Source organism: Nonomuraea jiangxiensis (assembly GCF_900099965.1).
Classification (GTDB): Bacteria; Actinomycetota; Actinomycetes; order Streptosporangiales; family Streptosporangiaceae; genus Nonomuraea; species Nonomuraea jiangxiensis.
Map to the genome: position 1 here is coordinate 1 of NZ_FNDJ01000038.1, position 24,909 is coordinate 24,909.

Genomic DNA, 24,909 nt, shown 5'->3' on the forward strand with positions numbered 1-24,909 from the left:
GGGGTCGGGGGCCGGGGTCGGGGGCCGGGGTCGGGGGCCGGGGTTGGGGGTCGGGGTTGGGGTTGGGGGCTGTTATCGGGTGTGCAGTGGAGTGAGGCCGTGCAGCCGTAGGAGGTTTTCGCCCAGGATCTTGCGCTTGGCCTGGTCGGTGAGCTGCGGGTAGCCGTAGCCGTCGCACAGGTCCTGGGGGATCTGGAAGTCCCTGAACGCCCGCAGCGCCCACTGCGGATGGAAGATGGGCGCCTCCGAGCCATAGATGATCTTGTCCTCGCCGCACCAGAAGAGCAGCTTGCCGATGATCTCGGCGAACATCCGGGGCGCCCGGACGATGAAGTTGATCGTGGCGGCGAGGTCGGCGTACAGGTTGGGATAGCGGATGAGCTGCCAGCAGGTCTCGTCCAGGAACGGCAGGCCGACGTGGAAGATGACGAAGTTGATGTCGGGGAAGTTGGCGGCGGCCCCGTCCATGTCCCACGTCTGCGTGTGCTCGATCGGCTGCGGCCCGAGCGGCACCCCTTTGTGCACGCCGATCAGGTTGATGCCGAGGTCGCGGGCCTTCTCGAAGATGGGGAAGGCCACCCTCGGGTCGTCCATGCGCCACGGGTAGGGCGAGCCGTAGTCGTAGCGCACGTTGTACAGCTTGAACGCGCGCGCGTTGAACTCACCCACCTGGCGTTCCATGAGGTCGAGCGCTTTACGGCCTTCGAGCGGGTTCACGGTGCCCCAGAAGACCGTGCGGTCGGGGTCGCGGGCGGCCAGTTCTGCGCACTCCGTCCACGGTGACAGGCCGTCGTGGTAGAGGTCGGTGAGCGGCAGCGGCATCGCGACCAGCATGTCGGTGTCGGACTCGTCGAAGACCATGCGGCGGATGTCGTCGATCGTCCACTGCCGCAGAAACTCCTCCGGCGCCAGCCTGGGTTGGTTCTCCGGGGTGAGGGTGGCGTGGAAGGCGTACAGGTGGTTGGAGAACATCTGGCCCGCCGACCCGTAGGCGTTCTTGGCCTCGAAGTTGAAGACGTGGGCCACGCTGTCGAACACGAACATGTCGTCGATCATCGAAGTTCCTTCCTGATGTAGGCCTCCCGGTCGGGCACCTGCGCGGGGGCGGGCAGGAAGCGCAGCATGCGGGCCGCCCTCGGGGAGAGGCGGTCCACCGTCCACGCCTCGTCCCACACGACCTCGACCTCCGCCTCGCGGACGCCCGGCTGCTCCTCGATGCGGTCGCGTACCTCGGTGAGCACCCTGGCGGCGAACGGGCACCAGCCCGACGTCAGCAGCACCTCCACCCGGGCCTTCTCCCCGGTCACCTCCACCGATCTGATCAGCCCCATCTCGACGACCGAGATGCCCTTCTCCCGGCAGCACGGGTCATAGACCCCGGACAGTGCCTGACTGGCCCACTGCGGTATCTCCGGCATGACCTCATCGTCGGCCGGGGGTGCCGCCTTGAACAGATCACGTCGGCGGGGTGGATTTCACATCATGAACCGCCCTTCACGTAAGGTCACGAACGCTGACCTCACGTACATGCTTGGATGATGACCGGCGAACCACCCAGCGATCTGATCCGCAGCGTCTCCCGTGCGCTTCGCGTGCTGGAGGAGGTCGCGCGGGCCGACCGGCCGCTGCCGGTCAAGGTCATCGCCCGCCGATGCGGCCTCAACCTGTCCACCTCCTACCACCTGGTCCGCACCCTGTGTTACGAGGGCTACCTGCACCGGCGGCCCGACGGCGACTATCTGCTCGGCTCGCAGGTGGCCGAGCGGTACCACGAGATGCTGAAGGCGTTCCAGCGCCCGCCGCGCGCCGCCACGGTGCTGCGGCACCTGGCCGAAGCCTCCGGGCACACCGCGTACCTGGCGCAACTCGCCGACGGGCGGCTGGTCGTGGTGGACGTGGCCGAGGGGCCGCGCTCGCCGTGGCTGGAGGACCTGCAGGCGGGCCTGGAGACGGCGCCGCACGCCACCGCGCTGGGCAAGGCGCTGCTGCTGTCGCTTCCGTCCCGCGCCCGGCGCTGCGTCCTGACCGGGTACGGGCTGCGCCGCTTCACCTCCTCCACCCCGGCGAGCGTCGAGGACGTGGAGCGGGAACTGTCGAACCTGCGGCCGGGGCAGATGGTGGAGGAGCACGGGCAGTTCAGGGAGGAGGTGGCATGCGCGGGCGCCGTCGTGCCCGGCACGCAGTGGGCCGTCGGCATCTCCACCCGCGGCCTGTCGATCCCGCGGCCCGCCGCCACCCGCCTGGCCGCCGCCATCCGGGACCTGGCCCGAACCTGAGCCGCCGGGGCCTGGCGGGAATTCGGTTGCCGCCTGGTCCGGCGGCTCGCCAGGCTGGGCGGCATGAACGTGCCCTACCGGCAGATCCGTGCCGCCTACACCGAGCAGTCGATCACCGTCTACCAGGCTTACGACGCCGCCATCGCCGAGCCCGCCGTCGCCGCCCAGCGTTTCGTGTCACCGTTCAAGCGGGAGCGGATGACGTGGATCAAGCCGTCGTTCCTGTGGATGATGTACCGGTGCGGCTACGCGACCAAGCCGGGGCAGGGCCGGGTCCTGGCGATCGAGCTGAGCCGGGAGGGGTTCGCGTGGGCGCTCGCGCACTCCTGCCTGAGCCATGACGACCGGCGCCCGGGCTGGGCCGAGCGGGTGCGCCGCAGCCCGGTGCGCATCCAGTGGGATCCGGAGCGCGGGCTGCGGCACGAGGCGCTGCCGTACCGGTCGATCCAGATCGGGCTGTCCGGGGAGGCGGTCTCGCGTTACGTCGACGAGTGGACGCTCGGGATCACCGACCTCACGGACCAGGTACGCGAGCTCCACACGGCGGTGCGGAGCCGGGCGGACGTGAGCGCGTTGCTGCCCGCAGAACGGCCCTATCCGCTGAACGAGGAGCTCCTGGAGACGATCGGAGCGAGCGGCATCTGAGAGCGCGGGCCCCTACCCGGCGACGGTACGGCCGATGATGGAATAACCGGGTACGTGCGGGCGCTAGGGTAGTCGTTAAATATTCAACAGTCCTGGATGGTGACTAAAGTGCAGTTCGGGATCTTCAGTGTGGGCGACGTCACCACGGACCCCACCACGGGCAGGACGCCGACCGAGCACGAGCGGATCAAGGCGATGGTGGCCATCGCGCTCAAGGCCGAAGAGGTCGGACTGGACGTGTTCGCCACCGGCGAGCACCACAACCCGCCGTTCGTGCCCTCCTCGCCGACCACCATGCTCGGCTACATCGCGGCCAGGACGGAGCGGCTTGTCCTGTCCACCGCCACCACGCTCATCACGACCAGCGACCCGGTGAAGATCGCCGAGGACTTCGCCATGCTGCAGCATCTGGCGGACGGCCGGGTGGACCTCATGCTGGGCCGGGGCAACACCGGGCCCGTCTATCCGTGGTTCGGCCAGGACATCAGGCAGGGCATCCCGCTCGCCATCGAGAACTACGCGCTGCTGCACCGGCTGTGGCGCGAGGACGTCGTCGACTGGGAGGGCCGCTTCCGCACACCGCTGCAGGGCTTCACCTCGACGCCGCGCCCGCTGGACGGGGTGCCGCCGTTCGTCTGGCACGGCTCGATCCGCAGCCCGGAGATCGCCGAGCAGGCCGCCTACTACGGTGACGGCTTCTTCGCCAACAACATCTTCTGGCCGAAGGAGCACTTCATGCGCCTGATCAGCCTCTACCGCCAGCGCTACGCGCACTACGGCCACGGCACGCCCGAGCAGGCGATCGTGGGCCTCGGCGGCCAGGTGTTCATGCGCAAGAACTCCCAGGACGCGGTACGCGAGTTCCGCCCGTACTTCGACAACGCCCCCGTGTACGGCCACGGGCCGTCGCTGGAGGAGTTCACCGAGCAGACCCCGCTCACCGTGGGCAGCCCGCAGCAGGTCATCGACCGGACCCTCGAGTTCCGCGAGTACTTCGGCGACTACCAGCGCCAGCTCTTCCTGATGGACCATGCCGGTCTGCCGCTGAAGACCGTGCTGGAGCAGCTCGACCTGCTCGGCGAGGAGGTCGTTCCGGTGCTGCGCAAGGAGTTCGCCAAGGATCGGCCGGCCGAGGTGCCCGACGCCCCGACCCACGCCACCCGGCTCGCGACCGCGACCGCGACCGCGACCGAAAACGAGAACGCGAACGCCTGACCACCCCCAGGACCGCGACCGCGAGCGCCTGGCAACGCAGGACAACAGTGAAGGAGATCCGCCCCATGAAGCTCGTCGTCGTCACGGCAGGTCTGACGCAGCCCTCCGCCACGCGCCTGCTCGCCGACCGCCTGACCGAGGCGGTGACCCGGCGGGTGGCGGAGGAGGCGGACGTCCACGTGGTCGAGCTGCGCGAGCTGGCCGTGGACATCGCCCACCATTTCGTCACCGGTTTCCCCAACGCCAGGCTGCGCGCGGCGATCGAGGAGGTGACGGCGGCCGATGGCCTCATCGCGGTCACGCCGATCTTCAGCGGCTCCTACAGCGGCCTGTTCAAGTCGTTCTTCGACGTGATCGACAACACCGCGCTGGCGGGCAAGCCCGTGCTCGTGGCCGCCACCGGCGGCACCCCCCGGCACTCCCTGGCCCTGGAGCACGCCCTGCGCCCGCTGTTCGCGTACCTGCGTGCCGTGGTGGTGCCGACCGCCGTCTACGCGGCGGCGGAGGACTGGGGCGGCGGGGGCGATGCCTTCACCGACGGCCTGGGCGAGCGCATCGCCCGCGCCGCCGAGGAGCTGGCCGCGCTGCTGCGCGACCGCAAGCCGGGCAACGAAGCCGACCGCCGGCCGGGCGAGGAGACCGACCGCCGGCCGGGTGACGAGGCCGGGGAGAGGCTCGTTCCGTTCGAGGAGCAGCTCGCGGCACTGCGCCCGGCCCGCTGACCTGGGCTCCGCAGGTCCGTCGAGGGCCGCCCCGGCGCGGGCGCCGGGGCGGTGAAGCCTGGATCAGGATGTGATCGCGACCACGGAGTAGGGGGTGTCCGGGGTCGGGGTGGTGGTGAAGCGGGCGTTCGGCAGGTAGAGGCGGTGGCCGTAGGCGGCGACGGTCGTGGGGACGTCGAACCGGGGGTCGGTCAGGCGCCGTACGATCGTCCCTGACTCGCCGTCGCGGGCCAGCTCGATCACGGCGATCGTGTTGAGCCGGTTCTGCACGGCGTACAGGGTGCGGCCGGACAGCAGCAGGCCGTCGCCGTTGGTCAGCAGCTCGCCGCCCAGGTCCACCTCGGTGGCGACGCCGGAGGACGGGTCGACCTCGAACAGCTTGCCGGTGTTGGACTGGACGACCAGCAGCGAGCGGCGGTCGGGGCTGGGCGCGATGCCGTTGGCGTTGTTGCCGGTGGTGTACTGGATGGCGCCGCTGAGCGGGATCTTGACGGCCTCGGCGGGCAGCGAGCCCTTGCGGCCGAGCTCCAGCTTGTACAGGACGGGGTTGGCGGAGTCGGTGAAGTAGGCGGCGTCGCCGACGAGGATGACGTCGTTGACGAACGAGGTGCCGGTGGCAAGCGTGTACGTCCGCAGCACCGCGCCGGTACGCAGGTCGATCACCCGGGCGTTGCCCCCCGTGCCCCCGGCCACGAACAGCCGCCGCCCGTCGGTCTTGAGCCCGAGCGAGGGCGTGCCGGGCCCCTTGCTGAAGACGGCCCCCTTCCCGGTACGCAGGTCGGCCCGGTAGATGTCACCGGTCAGCCGGGAACCGAAGTAGGCGAACGGCCCCGGCCCGATCGCTATCCCCTCCGGCTGGAACCCGTTGGGCAGCGGGAACGTGTCGGGCTTCGAGGCGGCCGCCTGGGCAGGCATGCTGCCGAGCAGGACCACGAGCAAGGCGCTGAGTGCGGTCTTCAGGATCGCGGATCTCATGCGGCCCACGATGCCCGCGGTCCGGAGTGCCGCAAAGACCCAGAATGGGCTTCACAGCGAGTTTGCAGGAAGGGCCGAAAGCCCCGGAACTGCGCGGCGGAGGGCTGACCGCCGGGCCGGTATCGGCGTGATCCCCGCGGCGCCACCCAGGACCGGGCGGCGTTCGTCATGTGGCTCGACGAGCGCACCGGCCGGGAGTTCACCAAGCTCAGGCGACATCTGGCCGGATTCCCCGGGGCGGATTCCGCTGGGGTAGGTTGGGGATCAATCGAACAAACGGGGATGTGCCATGTCAAATGCTGCCCGTCACGTTCTGGGAGTGGTCGCGGGACTGCTGATCCCTCCCCTGGTCCTCGCCGGACTGTGCTACGGAGTCGGCGAATACCAGTCCCAGCGGAGTGCGGCGTTCCAGTTCTCCTGGCTCGGGCTGGGTGTGATCGTGGTGACGGCGATCGTGCTGGCCTTCCTGGCCGGCTCGCGCCTGTCGCCCATCGCCTCCCTCCTCGGCGGGCTCGCCTTCACCGCGCTCGGCATCCTGCCGCTGCTGGAGATCCTCGGCACGCAACTGCTGCCGGACAACGGGTGGATGCCCGCCCCCGTGCTGATCGGCTTCCAGACGGTGGCCTACTCGGGCTGGCTGCTGTTCATCGGGGTGGCGCTGCTGATGGTCTCGATGTTCCCGTCCCGATGGCGGGGCAGGGGCGATCGCGTGGTCTACTCGCCGTCCTACGACCTGGGGCCTTCGTACGGTTCCGAGCCGGCGCCGTTCATGCCGTTCAGCGACCCCGAGGACGCCACCCGGCCGATGCGTCGCGAATGAGAGCCGCCTGGCCTGGCAGAATGCGGGCATGCGCGACTCGAGGATCGTCGATTTCCTGGCCGCACTGGCCGACAAGGTGCCCGCGCCGGGGGGCGGCGCGACGGCAGCCCTGCACGCGGCTCAGGCCGCCGCGCTGCTCGGCATGGTCGCCCGCTACACCACCGGGGAGAAGTACGCCGCGCACGCGGAGACCGTCGTCGCGGTGATCGGCGAGACCGACACGCTGCGGGCGCGGGCGCTGCGGCTGGCCGAGGAGGACGCGGCCGCCTTCACCGCGGTCACCGACGCCTACCGGCTGCCCAAGGGCGAGCAGCGCAGCGCCGCCATCGCCGAGGCGCTGGCCGGTGCGGCCGAGCCGCCCGCCCGGGTGATCGAGTCCGCCACGCGGGTGATCGAGCTGTGCGAGCTGCTGCTGCCGGTCGCCAACCGCAACGTCGTCACCGACGTGGCCGCCGCCGCGGACGCCGCCCGCGCGGCCCTCACCACGGCCAGGGTGAACGTCGAGGTCAACCTGGCCGGCATCAGGAGCGAGCTGGTACGCGAGAAGCTGCACCTCCGCACCATGGGCGTGGACGCGGCCGTCGCCAGGGCAGACTGGATCACCGCCGAAGTACGCGAGGAGATCAACCCGTGAGGACCCTGACCGGGAAAGACCTGGCCGTCGCCATCAGGGCGCAGACCGAGGCCGAGGCGGCGGCGGGCCCGCAGCCACGGCTCGCCGTGGTGGTGGCCACCGCCGACGAGGCGAGCCTGTGGTACGTACGCTCGATCGCCAAGGCCGCGGCCGGCGTGGGCATCGCCTGCGACGTGGTCGACCTCGGCCCGCGAGCCGGCGCCGAGCAGATCGGCGAGACGCTGACCAGGCTCAGCGGCGACCCCCAGGTGCACGGCGTGATGCTGCAGACCCCGCTGCCCGAGGGCGCCTCGGCGCAGCGGCTGGCCGCGGCCATCGACCCGCGCAAGGACGTCGACGGCGCCAACCCGCTGTCGCTCGGCCGGCTGGCGGCCGGGCTGCCCGCGTTCCCGCCCGCGACGGCGGCGGCCGTGCTGGCGCTGCTCGACCACTACGAGGTGGAGCTGGCCGGCCGGCGGGCCGTGGTGGTCGGCCGCTCGACCGTGGTCGGCAAGCCGGTGGCGCACCTGCTACTCGACCGGCACGCCACGGTCACCGTCTGCCACTCGCGCACCCGCGACCTGGCCTCGGTGACCGCCGGGGCCGAGGTGCTGGTCGCGGCGGTGGGCAGGGCGGGGCTGATCGGCGCCGAGCACGTGGCGCCGGGGGCCGTGGTGATCGACGTCGGCACCAATCCCACCGACGACGGCGGGCTGACCGGCGACGTCGACTTCGACGCGGTCGCGGGCGTGGCGGGGGCGCTCACCCCCGTGCCCGGCGGGGTCGGGCCGGTGACGACCGCGCTGCTGCTGCGCCACACCGCCAGGGCGGCGAACCTTCCGTGACCCGGTCGTATCGGCGGTTTCCGCGTCCGTCCCGGTGGCGACGGAGGCCGGGCCAGAACGGACCTGCCCGCGGCACCGCGCCGGGAGGCGTTCCGCTGGGGACGGGGTGTTCCCGGCTGGTGGAGGGTTGCGATGGGTGACGTCCTGGTCGTGCAGAACAGCAAGAGCGGCGGTCCCGGTCGGCTGGGTGACTGGCTGGCGGCGGCCGGGCTGGAGCTGGACGTGGTGCTCGCCCACGACGGCGCGCCGCTGCCCGACCGGCTGGCGCACCGGGGCCTGATCATGCTGGGCGGCGGTTACCTGCCGAGCGAGGACGACCGGGCGCCGTGGTTGCGTGACGTACGGCGGTTGGCCGGGCAGGCGCTGGCGGACGGGGTGCCCTATTTCGGGATCTGCCTGGGCGGGCAGTTGCTGGCCGAGGTCGCCGGGGGCGAGGTGACCGGCGACGTGGGCGCGCCGGAGAACGGCAGCCTCCCGGTCACGATCCGGCCCGAGGCGGCCCGCGACCTGCTCTTCCGGGGCCTGCCCCGGGTGGTGCCGGCCGTCGAGCACCACAAGGACGCGATCACCAGGCTGCCCGCCGGGGCCGTCCACCTGGCGGAGACCGAGAAGTGCCCTTACCAGGCGTTCCGGGTGGGTGAGCGGGCGTGGGGCGTGCAGTTCCACCCCGAGGTGGGGCCGGAGCGGATCCGCGGGTGGCGGGCCGACGGGTTCGATCCCGACGAGGTGTACGCGCGGGCGGTGGCCGACGAGCCGGTCTCGACGCCGATCTGGCGCGAGGTGGCCACCCGCTTCGCCAAGGTCGTCGCGGGCAGACCTCCCGGTTCCGCCCAGGGGTTTTAGCGCCTTGAGGCGTCAGTCGCGTGGGCGTGGCCGGCTCGCGCGGCGTAGCGCGTACAGGAGGGCGAGCAGTGCCGCGCCGGTGCCCGCCGTGGCCCGGCGCTGGCGGGCGACGCGGCGCTCGACCTCGGCGTACGGGGTGGTCGAGAAGGAGATCAGCTCGTAGCGGGAGACGTAGCCGGGCACCACCCGCTCCAGCGCGTGCTCGACGCGCTTGCCCGCCAGGAACATCCTGGAGCCGACCTTGTCCCGCATCTCCACGAAGTTGTCCAGCGCCAGCCGGGCGATCACGTCGGTGTCCGCCTTGCGGCGTTCGAACAGCTCCAGCGCCTTCGTGAAGTCGTCCTTGGCCTCGTTCAGGCAGCGGTCCAGCTCGACGCAGTCCTCGAAGCCGCAGTTGGCGCCCTGGCCGTAGAAGGGCACGATGGCGTGCGCGGCGTCGCCGACGAGCCCGACCGTGGCGGCCCCGGTGGTGACGTGCCAGGGCGAGCAGCGCATGGTGACCAGATGGCCGACCGGATTGTCGAGGTAGTCGGTGACCAGGTCGGGCATCAGGCCGAGCGCGTCCGGATAGTGCTCGGCGAAGTAGGTCCTGATCCGCTGCGGGCTGTCCAGCGCGGCCAGGCTCTCGTGCGGCCAGAAGAGGGTGCAGGTGAAGGAGCGGTCGGCGTTCGGCAGGGCGATCATCATGGAACGACCGCGCGGCCAGATGTGCAGCGCCGCCGGGTCCATGGCGAACCGGCCGTCCCGGGGCGGGATCGACAGCTCCTTGTAACCGTAGTCCAGGTAGTCCTGGCTGAAGCTCACCCCGGGCAGTTGCTGCAGCCGGGCCCTGACCGCGCTGTACGCGCCGTCTGCCCCGATCACCACCTGGGCGTCATGCACCCGCCCGCCCGCGAACTCCAGCCGCCCGGTGCGCTCGTCCAGCGCGGTGAGCCGGTGCCCGAACCGGACCCGCACGCCGGGAAGCGCGGTGGCGGCGTCCAGCAACTCCTTGTTGAGCTCGGCGCGGCCGATGGAGTTGATCGCGTGGCGGCGGTCGGCGCTGTACGGCTGGAAGGTCAGGGTGCCGTCGGGGGCGTGCATCATCCGGCCCGGCATGGGGAGCGCGGCCCGCAGCACCTTCGTGTCGAGGCCGAGACGGCGCAGGGCGTCGATGCCGCGCTCGGAGATGGCCAGGTTGATCGACCTGCCGCCATGGGGGCCCCGCTCCCGGGGGTCGGGGCGGCGTTCGTACAGGGTGACATGGTGGCCCCGGCGGGCCAGGAAGCAGGCGAGCAGGCAGCCGACCAGGCCGGCGCCGACGATCGTGACCTCCACCCTTCCATTCGTACGGCGGGGTGGGGGCGAAGTCCACTACCTCAGGGCGGTGGCGATGGCCTGGGCCGTGGCCTGCCAGATCGGGGTGGCGGGGGTGATGACGGCGAAGTGGTCACCCGGCATTTCCAGATATTTCGCCTTATCACCGGCTTGCTGCGCCGCCCGCGCGTAACGGCGGCTGAAGTCGACCAGGTCCAGATCGTCGTCGGCGCCCTGAACGATGAGCTGCGGAGCCCCGAGCGGCACCCGAAGCAACGGCGACGCATCGGCGTAGACGCCGGGTTCCTGGGTGGAGCGGTGGCCGAGCGCGGCGGGGACGGCCCCGGAGCTGAGCCATCGGCGGTCACCCTCGACGAGATCGAGCACACCCGCCAACGACACGACCAACGCCACCCGCACCCCATCAGCCACCGCCCGCAACGCAAGCTGCGCCCCAGCCGAGTGCCCAACAACGGCGACCCGGCTCAGATCCAGAACAGAGCCCCCAACCACCGCGGCCGCCACGCCACCCGCTCCCCGGCCGCGACCCACCTCCCGACCCTCAGCCGCACCACGACCAGCACCCTCTCCCCGGCCCGAGGCCGCACCACGACCAGCACCCCCTCCCAGGCCGGAAGCCGCATCTTGACCGGCATCCTCTCCCCGGCCAAGGCCCGTAGCGCCGTCAGCATTCGCGTCCCGGACAGGGGGCACGGCGCTGCCGGTGGCCAGATCACGGGGAGTCAAGGGGCCGAGGGCGGGCGCATCTTGAGAGGTCCCGCTGGCCGAAGAAGGGTCGATGGTGGGCGTGTCCTGAGGGGTCAAGGGGTCGAGGGCGGGCGGGTCCGTAAAGGCCAAGGTGGCGAGGGTGGCCAGGCCGGTGGCCACGTCGGTGGTGGTCGCTTGCCAGCCGTGCAGGTCGGGGCGGCGGTATTCGAGGTTCCAGACCGCCAGGCCGCGGCCGAGCAGGTCGGCGCAGAGCGGCTCCATGATGTCGGCCGCCCAGATCGAGCGCCAGTAGCCGCCGTGGATCAGCGCCACGACGGGTGCGGGTGCCGCGCCCGCCGGCACGTACAGGTCGCCCCACTGCTCCGGCGACGGCCCGTACGCCACGCGCCTGGACGGGTGCCGCCTCCGGTGAACGGCGTGGCGGATGCCCCAGGCCACGCCGCTGACGCCGCGCCCGTGCAGGTGGGTCGCCCCCTCCCCGGCCGTCACCCCGTCGGCGCGCTCGATGTCCACCCAGATCACCGGCCCGAGCGGCTGCCCGATGAGGTCGCGCGCCTCGGCGGACGGCCCGGGGAGCACGACCGCGCCGCCGGTGACCAGGGATCGCAGGTGGGCCATGTCGCGGGCGTGCACCAGCTCACCGCGTACGCCCAAGGCGGCGAACTCGCGCTCGGCCACCTCGGCCAGCAGCCCGGGATCGACGACAACGCCGGGACCGGCGACCATGATGACCTCGCTCATGGCCCCCGACATTACAGAATCGCTTCCCGACGGGCTCTCGGAGCCGGTCCCCGGCGGCGGGCATCCTGGAAGGAAAGGGGCATACCTTAGCCGGGTGCATGTTGAACGACTTCACCCATGGCCCACCGGTGTCGCCGAGGCGGAGGCCATCCAGGATCGGCTCGTCGGACGCGTCGAGCTGACAGGACCCGTCACCTTCACGCTGGTGGCGGGCCTGGACGTGCATTACCACGGCGACGACTCGCTGACGGCCGCCGTGGTGGTGTTCGACGGTGGCACGCTGGAGCCGGTGGAGCAGGTGGTGGCGCACGGGCGGGCGGCGTTCCCGTACGTGCCTGGCCTGTTCGCCTTCCGCGAGCTGCCCGCGCTGGTGGAGGCGCTCGAACGGCTCACGGTGACGCCCGACCTGCTGGTCTGCGACGGGTACGGGCTGGCGCACCCGCGCGGGTTCGGCCTGGCCTGCCACCTCGGGGTGCTGACCGGGCTGCCGGCGCTGGGGGTGGGCAAGACACCCTTCGTGGGCACGCATGAGACGCCCGGCCCGGAGCGCGGGGACTGGACACCGATCGTGCACGAGGGCGCCACGGTCGGACGAGCGCTGCGCACCCGACGCGACGTCAAGCCCGTGTACGTCTCCCAGGGCCACCGCATCTCCCTGGACACCGCCACGGCGCAGGTGCTGCGCCTGACCACCCGCTACCGCCTCCCCGACCCGATCCGCCACGCCGACCACCTGGCCAGACACCCGAACGCGACGGGCAGCCCTGAGGCTCGAATGTGACGGGACAAGGGTCGGCACGGTCAGACGTGACGGGACAAGGGTCAGCGCGGTCACGTGTCGACGCGGTCAGCTCGGGGGGTCAGCGGCGCCAGGACCAGACGAGGAGCCATACGCCGAGCCCGAAGATCGCCATCCCGAGCGGTACGTGCACGGCCACCGCGCCGGAGCCGCCGAGCGCGGACTGGACGAAGCCGAGCAGCAGCACCGCGACGCTGACCAGGGCGGGCCAGCCCGCACCGCGTCCGGGCCGCCACATCAGCACGGCGGCGACGACCTGCACCAGGCCGAGCACGTGCACCGCGAGCGCCCCGGTGCCGTGCAGCCCGGCTCCTCCCCCGCTCATCAGCTGTCCGGCCGTCACGGCCTGAACGAGCACGGACACCGTGTTGAGCGCGGTGACGGCCTTGAACGCGGTCGTGTAACCGCTGCGCCCGGCGACCTGGCTTACCACTGGACATCTCCTTCGACCTCGGATGAAGGACTCCAGGATCTTGCCGGGACCCGCGCACGGCATCCATCGGCCGTCGTCATCCCCGCTACCCCACGGGTCGTAAACCCGGCACCACCCGCGTAGTCCGTTGGGCGCACACCGAACCAGTGCGCGCCCAACGGAGCCCAGCCGGCCCGGCACCCGCGCCTCGGCACCGGTGCGCATCCAAGCGGCCCAACGTGATCCGGGAGCCGCGCCTCACGACTGGTGGACGCCGAAGCGCCCAGCTCGATCCGGGAGCTGTGCCTCACGGCCGGTGACCGCCGAAGCAGCCCAGCTCAACCCGGAAACCGCGCTTCAGGGCTGGTGGGCGCCGAAGCTCCCAGCTCGACCCGGGAGCGGTGCCTCACGGCCGATGACCGCCGAAGCGGCCAACTTGATCCGGGAGCCGCGCTTCAGGGCTGGTGGGCGCCGGAGTGGGCCAGGGGTGGCAGGACGGCTTGGGCGTCGGCGCCGGAGAACCAGAGGCCGATCATGAACGCCGCCGTAGCCTCCAGCAGCACCGCCCGGTCGAGGCCGCCACCGTCCACCGGGGTGCAGCCGAGGTCGGTGACCAGCGTGCGGACGGCCACCAGGGCCGCCGGGTCGTCACCGCACAGCGGCACCGCCAGCGGACGGCCGTCGAACACCGGTGGGGTCATCCGCCACACGTCCACGTGGCACAGGTTGAACGCCTTCACCACATGACCTCCGGTGAGCTCGTGGATCAGGCCGGCGAGCGGGCGGGCGGGGTCGTACCCGCCGGGGCCCTCGGCGTTGCTCACGTCGATGACGGGCTTGCCGCGCATCGCCGCGCCGGCGGCCCGCAGCACGTCGGTCACCCCCGCCTGGCGAACGGCCACCATCACGACGTCCCCGAACTCGGCCGCCGCCGCCCAACTCCCGGCCCGCACAGCCCGCACGTCCGCCACCTCACCCCGCACAGCGCCCCGCACCCGCACGTCCGCCACCTCACCCCGTATGGCGGAGCGGGGCGGATGTGTGGGCGTTGCTGTGGCGTGGGACGTCATCCGTTCCGCCTGGGCGGTGCTTCTGGCCAGGTCGCGGCCGCTGATCAGCACCTCGTGGCCCGCTCTCGCCCACTGCGTGCCCAGCGCGTCCGCCATCCCGCCGGCGCCCAAGATCCCGATGCGCATCTGCGTCCTCCGTATTCGCACAGCTCGATTACTGTCATGGACAAGGTAGAAATCCCGTCGCACACCATTCGGTGCCTATCGGAGGCCCCCGTTGTTCCTCGCCGACTGCCAGGCCAGGCTCGCCTTCGACCTGATCTCCAACACCTGGAACGCGGTCGTCGTCTGGGCGCTCCGCCACGGCCCGCGCCGCCCAGGGCAGCTGCGTGCGGAGATCGGCGGCATCAGTCCCAAGGTGCTCACCGAGACGCTGCGCCGCCTGGAGTTCAACGGCCTGGTGACGCGCAGCACGTACGCGGAGGCGCCGCCCCGCGTCGAGTACGAGCTGACCGACCTGGGCCGCACCCTCCTGCACCCGATCGGCGTCTTCGGCGAGTGGGCCTTCGAGCACGCCGACGACGTGCTGGCCGCCCAGGACCGGCAGCAGATCTGAGCCACGGCACGGCCGCCGATCGGCGAATCCTTTACAGCAACTGTGTGTTACGCATTGACTACTCTGGGTAGCTAGTCGTGGGTTGTTCTTTACCATTACCCAGGAGGTTTCATGCGTTCCATCCCCCGTCGGATCGCCGCCGCCGCTGTCGTCGCCGGTGGTCTGACCCTGCTCACCGCCCCCGCCGCGCACGCCGTGCTGGACCCCATCGGCGTGGCCACCTGCCTGGCGAGCTCCGCGACCGAGGTCACCGCGCTGGTCGATCCGGCCAACCCGGGCGTGCCGGCCGAGGTGCCCGCCATGGGTTGCCTGCAGCCCTGATCCAGGGGCCCACACTCCCCGCACCCCCCACCGGCAGACCTGACCCCCTCACCCCCGCCCGCGGGCGGCGTGGCCGCGCCGCCCGCCCCCCGGTTCACCCCCAGCGCAGCGAACGTCCCTCGAAGAGCAGCAGCAAGGAGTTTCGTTGAAGACTCGCGTTCTCACCGCCATCGCCGTTCTGGCGCTGGCCGGCCTGCCACCGATCATCCTCGACGGCCTCACGAGCGAGCCGCCGCTCGTGGAGGTGGAAGCCTGGATCCAGCACGTCAACGTCCTGACGTCCTAGTGCGGCTGGCACAACTGTCCGTGGCCGACGAGCCGGCCAGGCCACGGAGGATGCAAGGGCGGGTCGGCTATGTCATGTTCCTCAGCCGGTGGATCCAGGCGCCGCTCTACCTGGGGCTGATCGTCGCCCAGGTGGTCTACGTGTGGCGGTTCATGGTGGAGCTGCTCCACCTGGTCCAGCTCGGGTTCGGCGGCACGCCGCCGGAGACCACCGTCATGCTGATCGTCCTCGGCCTCGTGGACGTGGTGATGATCTCCAACCTGCTCATCATGGTCATCATCGGCGGCTACGAGACGTTCGTGTCGCGGCTGCGCATCGAGGGCCACCCCGACCAGCCGCAGTGGCTTTCGCACGTCAACGCCAACGTGCTCAAGGTCAAGCTGGCCATGGCGATCATCGGCATCTCGTCCATCCATCTGCTCCAGATCTTCATCAACGCGTCCCGACCGGCCGTCACCGACAGAGAGCTCATATGGAAAACACTCATCCACCTGACCTTCGTGGTCTCGGCGCTGGCGCTGGCGCTCATCGACCGGATCATGGCGGGCGGCCGGCCGCTCCAGGGCACCGGCCGCAACGAGCACTCCTCCAACCTGCACCCGGAGCGCGCCGCCGCCTAGCCTCGCCGCATCGCCGGACCATCGCGACGGGGTGGGGCCTGTGATGCGGGCGAGAGGGGTCACGGTGCTGATGGTGATCGCGGCGGCGTTGTTCCCCGGCACCGCCGCGTACGCCGCCAACCCGCCCCCTGAACCCCCCGAGGCCGCCGAGCCGGCAGAACCGGCCGAGCCCGCCGAACCGGCCGCCGCGCAGGGTCCGACGCCGCTCATCGGCAACGTGACCATCTTCAACGATGAGATCGTCGAGCCCGTGTCACTGCCCGTCAGCACGTGCGGCGGCCTGCTGCCGCTGCTCAGCAAGGCCCCCAGCACGTGTAAGGACACTTCACGCGTGTCGGACGACGACGCGTGAGGCCGTACGTGCCCGTCCTCCCCCGGCGGGCGGGCACCACGGATCAGCCGTAGAGGCGCTCCAGCACCGCCGCCACGCCGTCCTCGTCGTTGGAGAGCGTTCGGTGCTCGGTCGCCGCCAGCACCAGGTGGTGCGCGTTGGCCATGGCGTACCCCCTGCCCGCGAAGGCGAGCACGGCCACGTCGTTCGGCATGTCGCCGAAGGCCACCACCTCCTCCGGCGCGATCCCTCGTTCCTGGCAGAGCCAGTCGAGCGCGCCCGCCTTGGTCACCCCGGGCGCGCTGATCTCCAGCACCCCGGTCACGCCGGAGTGCGTGACCTCGGCCTGGCCCTCGATCGCCGCCACGGCCGCCGTGTACATCTCGTCCGCCGTGTGCGTCTTCGACAGGACGAGCAGTTTGACGATGGGCTCACCCGCTTCGAACACGGAGCTCACCTCGCGGTGGTAGGCCAGGTCGTGGGTGACCCGCCGGGTGTAGGCGGGTTCGGTGAGCACGTTCCTGCCGGTCTCGGCGGCCAGGCCGATTCCGGGCAGGGCCGCGGCGAGCAGGGTGGCGACCTTCCTGGCCGCCGCCGGTTCGAGCGGGAGGCTGCGGATGATCTCGTCGGTGGCCAGGTCGTACACGATGGCGCCGTTGCTGCAGATCACGGTGCCCGTGACGCCCGCCAGCCCGGCGATCGTACGGGCGGTGCGCGGGGGTCTGGCGGTGACGAAGACGATCTCGGCTCCGGCCTCGCGGGCCCTGCGGAGCGCGTTCGTGGTGCGGGGGGTGATGGTGCCGGTGGAGGTGAGGAGGGTGCCGTCAAGATCGGTGGCCACGATGCGAGGAGAGGTCACAGTCGCCGATTATCTCCATGGGGTGACCGCCGCTCTTCACCCGCCCCTCAGAGGCGCAGTTCCGGCGGGAGGACGGTGGAGGCGTTCAGTAGTTCCAGGCCCAGAAGCTCTCCCGAGTCCGCGTAGTCAAGCAGGACGTTGTCCGCTTCGACCTGCCGGATCGCCTCTCCTGGCACCATTTCATGCTTCATCGCGACATAGGCGATATCTCGCACCGAGTCGACGGTCACGTACACCGTCCGCGCCCGCTGCCCCGACGGCAGCTCGTCCCAGCTCAGCAGCCCCTCCCTGGCCTCGTGGGAGCCGGCCAGCGCGGCCCGCACCATGACCATCGCGAGCTCGATCGCCTCCAGCGAGTCGAACCCGGTCACCTTCCGTTCGTGCTCCCATCCGTCGAGCCCGTCGATCCGGTAGGGGCACGACCACTCGCCCGTCGGCTCCTCGTAAGGCACGCCGATCGTGGCCACGACGTCACGTGGCGGATCGGTGCGGAGCATCAGCACCCGATGGGCTATCTCGTACATGTCTGCTGAACTACCCCTCCGGCCACTCAGGGAAGACTCTGGCCGGCACCGGTTCGGCCGTGGAGGGCTCCGTCCCATATCGTCACGGACCAAACATTTCTGTCTTGGGCCGCCGGGAGCTAGTCTGCGTACGGTCGTAAGGGGGCCTTGAGATGAATGACTCATTCGCGACGCGCTTGAGAGCCAGGCTCGACAAGTGCGGACCACTGTGTGTGGGCATCGATCCGAGCCCGGCGCTGTTAGCCGCCTGGGGGCTGGACGACTCGCCCACCGCCCTGGAACGCTTCAGCCGTACGGTCGTGGACGCGGTGCACGACGTGGCCGCCATGGTCAAACCGCAGTCGGCCTTCTACGAGCGCTGGGGCAGCCGCGGCATGGCGGTCCTGGAGAGCACCATCGCCGATCTGCGCGAGGCCGGGGCGATGGTGCTGCTGGACGTCAAGCGCGGTGACATCGGCAGCACGATGGCCGCCTACGCCGAGGCCTACCTCGACAAGGGCAGCCCGCTGGCGGCGGACGCCGTGACCCTGAGCCCGTACCTCGGGTTCGGGTCGCTGGAAGGGGCGATCACCTCGGCCATGGTCAACGACGCGGGCGTGTTCGTGCTGGCCCGCACCTCCAACCCGGAGGCGGCGCCGTTGCAGCGGCTGGTCGCCGACCAGGTGCTGGCCGGGGCCGGCGCGGCGAACGCGGGCCACACGCCGTTCGGGCCGGTCGGGGTGGTCATGGGTGCCACGCTGCCCGCGCTGGAGCACTCGCTGGCCGACCTCAACGGGCCCGTCCTGGCGCCGGGGATGGGCGCCCAGGGCGCCTCGCCGGCCGACGTGGCGCGGCTGTTCGGGTCCGTACGGCACCTGGTCCTCCCCTCGGTGTCCAGGGAGGTGCTGGCCGATCCCGTGCGCCTGCGCGCCCGTGCCCTGACCTACCGCGACGAGTGCGCCGCCCTCCTGGCGCCCAGGGCCGCCGCTCAGAAGTGAGTGGCGATCCCGAACGCCTCGCGTAGCCGCGCCATGTCGTGCAGGTCGCGTGCCCTGGGCCGGTAGCCCCGATGGAAGTCCACCTGCTGGGCCACCGACAGGCAGGGCACCGGCACGCCCTCGATCACGCCGGTGACGAAGGCGTGCGCCGGGTAGGTGAACGCGCCGCCCGCGTCGTCGAGGCGCTGGATCGCGGACCCGTCGGCGGCGAACAGCAGCGGGTGCAGGTCGAGCTCGTGGCCGTGGGCGTCGGCCATGACGAAGCGGGCGGGGCGGCCCGGCACGACGCCTTCGCGCTCGGCGTAGCCGGCGGCCGCCAGCGTGGCGATCACCGTGGGCTCCTGCTCGACACGATGCAGGAGGTCGAGGTCGGCGTGCTCGCGGGTGACGCGGCCGACGAGCGCGTCGATCCCCCAGCCGCCGGCCGTCCAGACCTCGCACCCCGCCGCCCGCAGCACTTCCAGCACGTGCAGGACCGTCTCCGCAGCGAACACCCTGCCGATCCTACGAGGTACGGATCTTACGGCGTGCCGGGCTCGCGGTTCACGGCGGCGAGCACCGCGCACCGAGGCCGTCAGAACGGAGGTGTCCAGGGCCGCGCCCCACCGGGTGTGGCCGCCGGCACGCGCCTCCACGTAGGCGATGGCCTGGCTACCCTGCCCCGGACCCAGGGCGTGCTCGGCGTAGTGCAGGATGTCGACGTCGATCCCGGCGGCGGCCAGGGCCGCGGTCAGCGGGTACGGCACGTCCCACGGCGCCTGCTCAGGCGGCACGCCGAGATCGGCGGCCCGCTTGGCGTGGTGGGCCAGGCCCTTGGAGATGGCGTCCTGGTGGGTGCCGGAGAAGGCGGTGTAGACGAGGTCCCCGGCGTACGGGTGGCGGTCGGGCACCGGCAGGCGGTTGCGGTGCTCGACGGTGCGGCGGATCCCGTCGATGTCGGAGAGGTCGAGCATCGGGTCGACGCCCTGGGAGTACAGGTTGAGGGCGAGGGTCACCAGGTCCACGTTGCCGGTCCGCATGATGGTCGAGATCCAGGCCGCCCGGCTGGCGGCGGAGCGGCGTACGGAGGGGGACGTGGCGGCCCTGGAGTCCGCCCTGACGGCCCGGGCGGCGGCGACGCGACGGCGGCCGGCGACATCCTCCAGGCGGAGATGAGCCAGACCCTCACCCTCCTCCGCGACCGCCGGACGTGACGCCCCCCGCACGCCGGCACGGGGTCCTCCGAATGGAGGATGCCGGGACGACGCGATGGACGATGCCGCGCGACCGGCCCCGGCGGGAGGCTCAAAGGCATGGAAACCATCGAGGTGAGAGACCTCCGCAAGACGTACGGCGACACGCACGCCGTGGACGGTGTGACGTTCACGGTCCACTCCGGCGAGACGTTCGGGATCGTCGGCCACAACGGCGCGGGCAAGACCACGACCGTGGAGTGCCTGATCGGGCTCAAGCGGCCCGACGCGGGCACGGTGCGGGTGCTCGGCGAGGACCCGGCGCAGCGGCGGCGGGCCCTGGCCCAGCGGATCGGGGCGCAGCTCCAGGACAGCTCGCTGCCGGAGCGGCTCAAGGTCGCAGAGGCGCTGCGCCTGTTCGGCCGCTTCTACCGCGAGCCGGCCGGCTGGCGCGAGGTGATGGCGCGCTGGGGCCTGGAGTCGCTGGCCGGGAAGGCGTTCGGCGACCTGTCCGGCGGGCAGCGGCAGCGGCTGATGCTCGCGCTGGCCCTGGTGGGCGACCCCGAGGTGGTCGTGCTCGACGAGCTGACCACGGGCCTGGACCCGGTCGCGCGCCGGGAGACGTGGCGGCTGGTGAACGACCTGAAGGCGGCCGGTACCACCGTCGTACTGGTCAGCCACTACTTCGACGAAATGGAGGCGCTCTGCGACCGGGTCGCCGTCTTCGCCCGCGGCCGCGTCGTGGCCATGGGCTCCCCGGGCGAGATCATCGCTCGGACCGGAACCGCCTCCCTGGAAGAGGCGTACTTCGCGCTTGAGGGAGCCGGCCGATGAAGGCGTTCACCGCTCTGACGAACACGGAGCTCAGGCTGCTGCTCCGCGATCCCGCCTCGATGTTCTTCATGACGGCCTTCCCGCTCATGCTGCTGGTGCTCAAGCGCGGCGACAGCGGCGCCGTGCCCGGTTACCTCGCGATGATCGCGGCCATCGGCGGGATGGGCGCCCTGCCGGGCGTCATCGCCTCCTACCGCGAGCGCAAGGTGCTCAAGCGGCTGGCGGTCACGCCGGTCACCCCCGTCATGCTGCTCGGCGCCCAGCTCGTGGCGCAGATCCTGGCGGGCCTGGGGGGCTCGGTGCTGCTGGTCGGGGTGTCGATCACGCTGTTCGACGGGGAACCGCCCGGGAACGTCCTGCTGCTGGCCGCGGCCTACCTGCTCTGCGCGGTGATGGTCTGCGCGCTCGGCTTCGTGATAGCCGCCCTCGTCCGTAACGCCAGGGGCGCGAACCTGGTCGGCATGCTGGTCATGTTCCCCATGATCTTCCTGTCGGGCGCGGCCGTGCCCAGGAAGGCACTGCCCGACTCGCTGCGCCAGATCGGCGACTTCCTGCCGCTGACCCCGGCCGTGGAGGCCCTGGGCCACGGCTGGGCCGGCACCGCCGCGGTCTTCCCGTTCATGATCCTTGCGGGGATAATCGTGGCTGGCACGGCCACCGCCGCCGCGCTGTTCCGATGGGAGTGACGAAGTGAACGTCTGGGAGGCGCGCTGGCTGCGCGCCTTCCACCTGCTCTACCACGCCTGCCTGGCGCTCGGCCTGATCCTCTCGCTCGGCGAGCCGTCCGGCCCCGGCCCGGCGGCGCTGGGGATCCTCGCGGTGATGGCCGCCTGGCACTGGTTCTTCGTGGTACGCCGGCCGCACCTGCTCGGACGGCCCAACCCGATGGCCTTCCACCTGGTGGTGATCTGCGGCCTGTACGCCGCCCTGGTGATGACCGACCGCTCCTTCGACGTGGTGATCTTCGGCCTGATGCCGCAGCCGTACCTCATGCTGGCCGGCCCCTGGTCCTACGTGGGGGCCGTGGCGACGGTGCTGACCACGTTCGTGGCCAGGGGGCACCTGGACAAGCCCGACGCCATCTGGCAGCTCGCCGGGAGCTCCGGACTGGTGCTGGCGATCGGGCTGTTCGTGAACTACCTGACCAGGCAGAGCGAGCAGAACCGGGCGGTCGGGGTGCTGGAGGAGCGGGCGAGGCTGGCCAGGGAGATCCACGACACCATCGCGCAGGGGTTGAGCGGGATCATCACCCAGCTGGAGGCGGCCGAGCAGGCGATGCCCGAGCTGGCAGCCGTACAGAAGAGGATCACGCTGGCCAAGGAGCTGGCGCGGGACAACCTGCAGGAGGCGCGGCGCTCCGTGGACGCGCTGCGGCCGCGGCCGCTCGCCGACGCGCGGCTCGACGCGGCGCTCGCGGAGGTGGCCGAGCGCTGGTCGCGCACGTCGGGGACGACGGCGACCGTGGCGGTGGAGGGCACGCCGCGACCCCTGGCCGGTGAGGTGGCGGCGGCGCTGCTGCGCGCGGCGCAGGAGGGCCTGTCGAACGTGGCCAAGCACGCCTCGGCGGACAGGGTGGCGATCACGCTGACCTACATGGAGGACGAAGTGACACTCGACGTGTACGACGACGGGAACGGCTTCGACCCGGCCGTGCCCCGCGCGGGCTACGGCCTGGCCGCGATGCGCGAGCGGGCCGGCACCGTGGGCGGCACACTGACGGTCGAGTCCGCGCCGGGAGAGGGGACGGCACTGTGCCTGCGCATCCCCTCCGTCTGATGATCGTCGACGACCATCCGGTGGTCCGTGACGGGCTGCGTGGCATGTTCGAGCACGTGGCCGACATCGAGGTGGTGGCGGCGGTGGCCGACGGGTTCGAGGCGCTGGCGATGGCCCGGCGGGTGCGGCCGCACGTCGTCCTCATGGACCTGCGCATGCCGGGGCTGGACGGGGTCGGCGCGATCGAGCGGCTCCGCGTGGACCATCCGGAGATCAAGGTGATCGTGCTCACCACCTATGACACGGACGCGGACGTGACGCGGGCCATGGCCGCCGGGGTGGCGGGTTACCTGCTGAAGGACGCGCCGCGGGAGGAACTGCATCGCGCGGTCCGTACGGCGGCCGCCGGAGGAGCGGTGCTGGCCCCGTCGATCGCCTCCGCGCTCATCCGCGGGCCGGCGGCGCAGGACCCGAGCCCGCGCGAGCTGGAGGTGCTGCGCCTGGTCGCGCGCGGATCGGCGAACAAGGAGATCGCCCGGACCCTGCTGATCAGCGAGACGACGGTGAAGACGCATCTCAAGCACGTCTTCGCCAAGCTCGGCGTCGACACCCGGGCCGCGGCGGTCGTCGTGGCCATGGAACGCGGGCTCCTCTCCTGAGGTGGAGCGCCTGTACGGGGACGCGTCGGCGCGCCTTGTCCAGCTTGCCGACTCATCTCGGGTTGGCACGGGATGCAAAGAGGTTGTCATTGCTGGTCAACTATCGGCGTTTCGCTGTTGCCACAATGAGGGCGAATTCCGCATACCGGCAGCAGGTGGGTGACGATCTGTGCACGGCTTTCTGGAGTCCCGTCCGGATGGGTTGACCACCGCCTTACGGAAGGAAGCAGCATGACCAGTCGCTCAACGTGGCGGCGTGCTCTGGCCGCCGCCTCGATCGTCTTCGCAACCGTGACACTGACGGAGACGGCCGCCGCCGCCGAACGGACCGCTCCCGTCCCCTACTGCCCAGGTGGCTACCTGTGCCTGCTGACCGCCTCCGGTTCCCCGTGGACCGTCCTCGTCGCGGAAGGCGAGAGGCGAAGCTTCCCGGACGGGCTCGCGGTGCTGGGCGTGGACAATCAGACGCAGCTTAATTACTGCGTCAACGCGAAGCCGTTCAGATACGGCCTGGCCCCCGGACGCGAGACGACCCACTCCCACACCGTGCAGTATGTCAGCCCCAGCCAGGTCTGCGTTTTCTGAGTCGTCCGGCCGGCGGGCCACGGCGCGTCGGGGCTGATCGTCTCAGGCCTGTGCGCCGTGGCCGGCGGGTGTTCCAGGGAGCTCGCCGGCTCGCGAGCTCCCCTGCCGCCGCTTACTTCTTCGGCACGTAGAGCCGGATGTCGGTCAGGCTCGCGCTGCCCTCGTAGACGTTGGTGTAGAGGTCGCCGATCACGAAGTAGTCGGGATAGGCAGACCCGGCCGGCCACTGGTCGGGCCAGGTCGTGCTGCCGTTGTTGTCGTTCTGCACGAGGTCGCCGTTGAAGCGGCCGTCGTACTCTTCCGGTTTGACGTTGTAGTGCCAGATCGGGTTGTTGTCGACGACGAACGGCCGGTGGAAGCGGATCGTCTTCTTGCCCACCCGGGCGAAGTTGCCGCTCGCCTCCAGCGTGTAACCGGTCTCGTCACGCTCGATCGCGAAGGTGTAGTACTCATCGGGCATCAGCTCGGGCTGCAGCTCGGCGGCCGAGGAGAGCTGCTGCTCGGCCTTACCGCCCGAGCAGGTGGTCATGAACCACTGGGAGTTGCCCGCCAGGCCGCCCCTGCCGGGGCGCCAGTTGGGCATGCCGCTGATCCACATGTTGACCGTGTTGAAGCTGCTGTCGCGGTAGTTGTAGTACTGGCCAGTGTTGGAGTCGCAGATGCGGCCGCCGGTGCCGGTGCCGACCCGGTCGGGGTGCTGGGCGAAGGAGTCCATCAGCACCTTGCGGCGATAGTGCCAGAAGTGGTTGTTACGCGGCGCGGGATCGGCGAAGTCCACGATCGTCATGAAGTGGTAGCCGTTGTAGCCGTAGCGGCCCGCGCGTACGTCCTGCCACTCGCAGTACGGAGAGGACGCGTCGCCGTTCCAGCCCGGACTGCGCGACCCCTCGCCCCAGGGGTGCTGGGTCTTGCAGCCCTCGGTCGAGTAGCCGTTGATCCGGCCGTCGTACTCGATCGTGCCGTTGCGCTTGCCGCCGAAGTCGACCGTCTTCAGCTTGTACTCGACCCGGTACCTGTCCGGCAGCGCCTTCGTCGGGCGGAAGATCGCGCCACCCGTGTGGTCGGGCACCTTGATCTCGGCGACCGGCCCGCCCTTGATCACCTTCCTGCTGATGGAGGGCGGCGACTCGATCACACCGTCCTTGTTCCAGTCGCGCGCCGACAACGACGCTGTCAGCCAGCCGTCCTTGCCGACCTTGAACTCCTTGCGGTAGGTGTCGAAGGACTCGAACGCCTCGTTCCAGGCCGGCCCGTAGTCGTTCTGGTACCAGAGACCCGAGTCATCCATGATCGTGTCGAACGGCTTGGCGTACGTCTCCTTGACCCAGGGCGCGTCGCCGAGCGGCTTGGCGAAGTTCTCCTGGTAGAGCAGCCGCCAGCCGGCTTTGGCCTCGGCCGGCGGGTTGACGGCCAGCGGGGTCAGGGCCACCACAAGAGCAAGTAAGCCACGGGTTGCGATTTTTCTGGA

At 71.0% G+C, this 24,909-nt stretch carries 31 protein-coding genes and 1 pseudogene; 20 read left to right on the forward strand and 12 right to left on the reverse strand.

The features are described 5' to 3' along the window. Positions 1–72 precede the first annotated feature (72 nt). Both BLS95_RS47880 and BLS95_RS47885 read right to left on the reverse strand, forming a co-directional pair. Positions 73–1,056 carry an amidohydrolase family protein gene (locus tag BLS95_RS47880; RefSeq protein ID WP_090946296.1) on the reverse strand — a complete coding sequence of 328 codons (984 nt, stop codon included), beginning with the start codon at positions 1,054–1,056 and terminating at the stop codon, positions 73–75. Continuing rightward, positions 1,053–1,418, reverse strand: a complete 366-nt coding sequence (locus BLS95_RS47885) for a metal-sulfur cluster assembly factor (RefSeq protein WP_090946297.1) — start codon at positions 1,416–1,418, stop codon at positions 1,053–1,055. Before BLS95_RS47885 ends, BLS95_RS47880 begins: the two co-directional genes overlap by 4 nt. 120 nt (positions 1,419–1,538) lie before the next feature. Here BLS95_RS47885 and BLS95_RS47890 point away from each other — a divergent pair, with 120 nt between their 5' ends. The 4 genes from BLS95_RS47890 to BLS95_RS47905 all read left to right on the forward strand — a co-directional run bounded on the left by BLS95_RS47890 (position 1,539) and on the right by BLS95_RS47905 (position 4,858). After that, positions 1,539–2,276, forward strand: a complete 738-nt coding sequence (locus BLS95_RS47890) for an IclR family transcriptional regulator (RefSeq protein WP_176993790.1) — start codon at positions 1,539–1,541, stop codon at positions 2,274–2,276. A 63-nt stretch (positions 2,277–2,339) separates the two neighbouring features. Next, on the forward strand, positions 2,340–2,921 hold the full coding sequence (locus BLS95_RS47895) for a DUF4291 domain-containing protein (RefSeq protein ID WP_090946299.1): 582 nt from the start codon (positions 2,340–2,342) through the stop codon (positions 2,919–2,921). 108 nt (positions 2,922–3,029) lie between these two features. Then, on the forward strand, positions 3,030–4,136 hold the full coding sequence (locus BLS95_RS47900) for an LLM class flavin-dependent oxidoreductase (protein WP_090946300.1): 1,107 nt from the start codon (positions 3,030–3,032) through the stop codon (positions 4,134–4,136). Positions 4,137–4,201: 65 nt separating this feature from the next. Then, positions 4,202–4,858: an FMN reductase gene (locus BLS95_RS47905; RefSeq protein WP_176993791.1), complete on the forward strand. Its 657-nt coding sequence runs from the start codon at positions 4,202–4,204 to the stop codon at positions 4,856–4,858. A 63-nt stretch (positions 4,859–4,921) separates the two neighbouring features. Here BLS95_RS47905 and BLS95_RS47910 read toward each other — a convergent pair whose 3' ends face one another. Next, positions 4,922–5,833 carry an SMP-30/gluconolactonase/LRE family protein gene (locus BLS95_RS47910; RefSeq protein ID WP_176993792.1) on the reverse strand — a complete coding sequence of 304 codons (912 nt, stop codon included), beginning with the start codon at positions 5,831–5,833 and terminating at the stop codon, positions 4,922–4,924. Between the two features lie 289 nt (positions 5,834–6,122). Here BLS95_RS47910 and BLS95_RS47915 point away from each other — a divergent pair, with 289 nt between their 5' ends. The 4 genes from BLS95_RS47915 (at position 6,123) to BLS95_RS47930 (ending at position 8,954) form a co-directional block, all read left to right on the forward strand. After that, positions 6,123–6,653, forward strand: coding sequence for a hypothetical protein (locus BLS95_RS47915; RefSeq protein ID WP_143044215.1), 531 nt, complete (start codon positions 6,123–6,125; stop codon positions 6,651–6,653). 28 nt (positions 6,654–6,681) lie between these two features. After that, positions 6,682–7,287: a cyclodeaminase/cyclohydrolase family protein gene (locus BLS95_RS47920; RefSeq protein ID WP_090946303.1), complete on the forward strand. Its 606-nt coding sequence runs from the start codon at positions 6,682–6,684 to the stop codon at positions 7,285–7,287. Beyond that, on the forward strand, positions 7,284–8,111 hold the full coding sequence (locus BLS95_RS47925) for a bifunctional 5,10-methylenetetrahydrofolate dehydrogenase/5,10-methenyltetrahydrofolate cyclohydrolase (RefSeq protein WP_090946304.1): 828 nt from the start codon (positions 7,284–7,286) through the stop codon (positions 8,109–8,111). The genes BLS95_RS47920 and BLS95_RS47925 overlap by 4 nt, the downstream gene beginning before the upstream one ends. Before the next feature lie 132 nt (positions 8,112–8,243). Further along, positions 8,244–8,954, forward strand: a complete 711-nt coding sequence (locus BLS95_RS47930) for a type 1 glutamine amidotransferase (RefSeq protein ID WP_090946305.1) — start codon at positions 8,244–8,246, stop codon at positions 8,952–8,954. Positions 8,955–8,966: 12 nt separating this feature from the next. Here the strand turns inward: BLS95_RS47930 and BLS95_RS47935 are convergent, their stop codons facing one another. Continuing rightward, positions 8,967–10,271 (reverse strand): FAD-dependent oxidoreductase, encoded by a 1,305-nt coding sequence (locus BLS95_RS47935; protein WP_090946306.1) that lies wholly within the window; start codon positions 10,269–10,271, stop codon positions 8,967–8,969. Between the two features lie 36 nt (positions 10,272–10,307). After that, complete coding sequence (locus BLS95_RS57315; protein ID WP_090946307.1) at positions 10,308–11,720, reverse strand: alpha/beta hydrolase family protein; 1,413 nt, start codon at positions 11,718–11,720, stop codon at positions 10,308–10,310. Between the two features lie 94 nt (positions 11,721–11,814). On the opposite strand from BLS95_RS57315, the gene BLS95_RS47945 reads away from it, so the two are divergent. Next, entirely contained in the window at positions 11,815–12,501 is a 687-nt protein-coding gene (locus BLS95_RS47945; RefSeq protein WP_218136349.1) for an endonuclease V, read from the forward strand. Between the two features lie 79 nt (positions 12,502–12,580). On the opposite strand, the gene BLS95_RS47950 is transcribed toward BLS95_RS47945, so the two are convergent. Together BLS95_RS47950 and BLS95_RS47955 are read right to left on the reverse strand one after the other, a co-directional pair. After that, entirely contained in the window at positions 12,581–12,952 is a 372-nt protein-coding gene (locus BLS95_RS47950; RefSeq protein WP_090946309.1) for a hypothetical protein, read from the reverse strand. A 434-nt stretch (positions 12,953–13,386) separates the two neighbouring features. Continuing rightward, a complete protein-coding gene (locus tag BLS95_RS47955) occupies positions 13,387–14,127 on the reverse strand; it encodes an NADPH-dependent F420 reductase (RefSeq protein WP_090946310.1) in 741 nt (246 codons plus the stop codon). Between the two features lie 91 nt (positions 14,128–14,218). Between BLS95_RS47955 and BLS95_RS47960 the strand changes: the two genes are divergently transcribed. The 5 genes from BLS95_RS47960 to BLS95_RS47975 all read left to right on the forward strand — a co-directional run bounded on the left by BLS95_RS47960 (position 14,219) and on the right by BLS95_RS47975 (position 16,136). Beyond that, positions 14,219–14,557 carry a winged helix-turn-helix transcriptional regulator gene (locus tag BLS95_RS47960; RefSeq protein WP_090946311.1) on the forward strand — a complete coding sequence of 113 codons (339 nt, stop codon included), beginning with the start codon at positions 14,219–14,221 and terminating at the stop codon, positions 14,555–14,557. A 111-nt stretch (positions 14,558–14,668) separates the two neighbouring features. Next, positions 14,669–14,878 (forward strand): hypothetical protein, encoded by a 210-nt coding sequence (locus BLS95_RS47965; RefSeq protein ID WP_090946312.1) that lies wholly within the window; start codon positions 14,669–14,671, stop codon positions 14,876–14,878. 145 nt (positions 14,879–15,023) lie between these two features. Next, complete coding sequence (locus BLS95_RS56420; protein ID WP_176993793.1) at positions 15,024–15,164, forward strand: hypothetical protein; 141 nt, start codon at positions 15,024–15,026, stop codon at positions 15,162–15,164. A gap of 50 nt (positions 15,165–15,214) precedes the next feature. Further along, a complete protein-coding gene (locus BLS95_RS47970) occupies positions 15,215–15,784 on the forward strand; it encodes a TIGR00645 family protein (protein WP_090946380.1) in 570 nt (189 codons plus the stop codon). Between the two features lie 43 nt (positions 15,785–15,827). Beyond that, the gene (locus tag BLS95_RS47975; RefSeq protein ID WP_143044216.1) at positions 15,828–16,136 is read left to right on the forward strand and encodes a hypothetical protein; all 309 of its coding nucleotides are present in this window, start codon (positions 15,828–15,830) and stop codon (positions 16,134–16,136) included. Positions 16,137–16,179: 43 nt separating this feature from the next. Here BLS95_RS47975 and BLS95_RS47980 read toward each other — a convergent pair whose 3' ends face one another. Together BLS95_RS47980 and BLS95_RS47985 are read right to left on the reverse strand one after the other, a co-directional pair. After that, a complete protein-coding gene (locus BLS95_RS47980; RefSeq protein WP_176993794.1) occupies positions 16,180–16,974 on the reverse strand; it encodes a Cof-type HAD-IIB family hydrolase in 795 nt (264 codons plus the stop codon). Positions 16,975–17,021: 47 nt separating this feature from the next. Further along, positions 17,022–17,498 carry a DUF6968 family protein gene (locus tag BLS95_RS47985; RefSeq protein WP_176993795.1) on the reverse strand — a complete coding sequence of 159 codons (477 nt, stop codon included), beginning with the start codon at positions 17,496–17,498 and terminating at the stop codon, positions 17,022–17,024. 152 nt (positions 17,499–17,650) lie between these two features. Here BLS95_RS47985 and pyrF point away from each other — a divergent pair, with 152 nt between their 5' ends. Then, positions 17,651–18,475 (forward strand): orotidine-5'-phosphate decarboxylase, encoded by an 825-nt coding sequence (pyrF, locus tag BLS95_RS47990; RefSeq protein ID WP_090946315.1) that lies wholly within the window; start codon positions 17,651–17,653, stop codon positions 18,473–18,475. On the opposite strand, the gene BLS95_RS58680 is transcribed toward pyrF, so the two are convergent. Both BLS95_RS58680 and BLS95_RS58685 read right to left on the reverse strand, forming a co-directional pair. Next, entirely contained in the window at positions 18,466–19,041 is a 576-nt protein-coding gene (locus BLS95_RS58680; protein ID WP_245765734.1) for a nucleotidyltransferase domain-containing protein, read from the reverse strand. The two genes, pyrF and BLS95_RS58680, sit on opposite strands and share 10 nt — an antisense overlap. A gap of 3 nt (positions 19,042–19,044) precedes the next feature. Further along, a pseudogene (locus BLS95_RS58685) lies at positions 19,045–19,491 on the reverse strand (alpha-isopropylmalate synthase regulatory domain-containing protein); the annotation flags it as partial. 276 nt (positions 19,492–19,767) lie between these two features. On the opposite strand from BLS95_RS58685, the gene BLS95_RS48005 reads away from it, so the two are divergent. The 5 genes from BLS95_RS48005 (at position 19,768) to BLS95_RS48025 (ending at position 23,441) form a co-directional block, all read left to right on the forward strand. Then, positions 19,768–20,481, forward strand: coding sequence for an ABC transporter ATP-binding protein (locus BLS95_RS48005; RefSeq protein WP_090946316.1), 714 nt, complete (start codon positions 19,768–19,770; stop codon positions 20,479–20,481). Next, the gene (locus BLS95_RS48010; protein ID WP_090946317.1) at positions 20,478–21,167 is read left to right on the forward strand and encodes an ABC transporter permease; all 690 of its coding nucleotides are present in this window, start codon (positions 20,478–20,480) and stop codon (positions 21,165–21,167) included. Before BLS95_RS48005 ends, BLS95_RS48010 begins: the two co-directional genes overlap by 4 nt. 4 nt (positions 21,168–21,171) lie before the next feature. After that, a complete protein-coding gene (locus BLS95_RS48015; RefSeq protein ID WP_090946318.1) occupies positions 21,172–22,257 on the forward strand; it encodes a sensor histidine kinase in 1,086 nt (361 codons plus the stop codon). Continuing rightward, positions 22,257–22,856, forward strand: coding sequence for a response regulator (locus BLS95_RS48020; protein ID WP_090946319.1), 600 nt, complete (start codon positions 22,257–22,259; stop codon positions 22,854–22,856). Before BLS95_RS48015 ends, BLS95_RS48020 begins: the two co-directional genes overlap by 1 nt. A 231-nt stretch (positions 22,857–23,087) precedes the next feature. Next, the gene (locus BLS95_RS48025) at positions 23,088–23,441 is read left to right on the forward strand and encodes a hypothetical protein (protein WP_090946320.1); all 354 of its coding nucleotides are present in this window, start codon (positions 23,088–23,090) and stop codon (positions 23,439–23,441) included. Positions 23,442–23,553: 112 nt separating this feature from the next. Here BLS95_RS48025 and BLS95_RS48030 read toward each other — a convergent pair whose 3' ends face one another. Then, on the reverse strand, positions 23,554–24,873 hold the full coding sequence (locus tag BLS95_RS48030; RefSeq protein ID WP_218136352.1) for a hypothetical protein: 1,320 nt from the start codon (positions 24,871–24,873) through the stop codon (positions 23,554–23,556). Between the last annotated feature and the right edge of the window lie 36 nt (positions 24,874–24,909).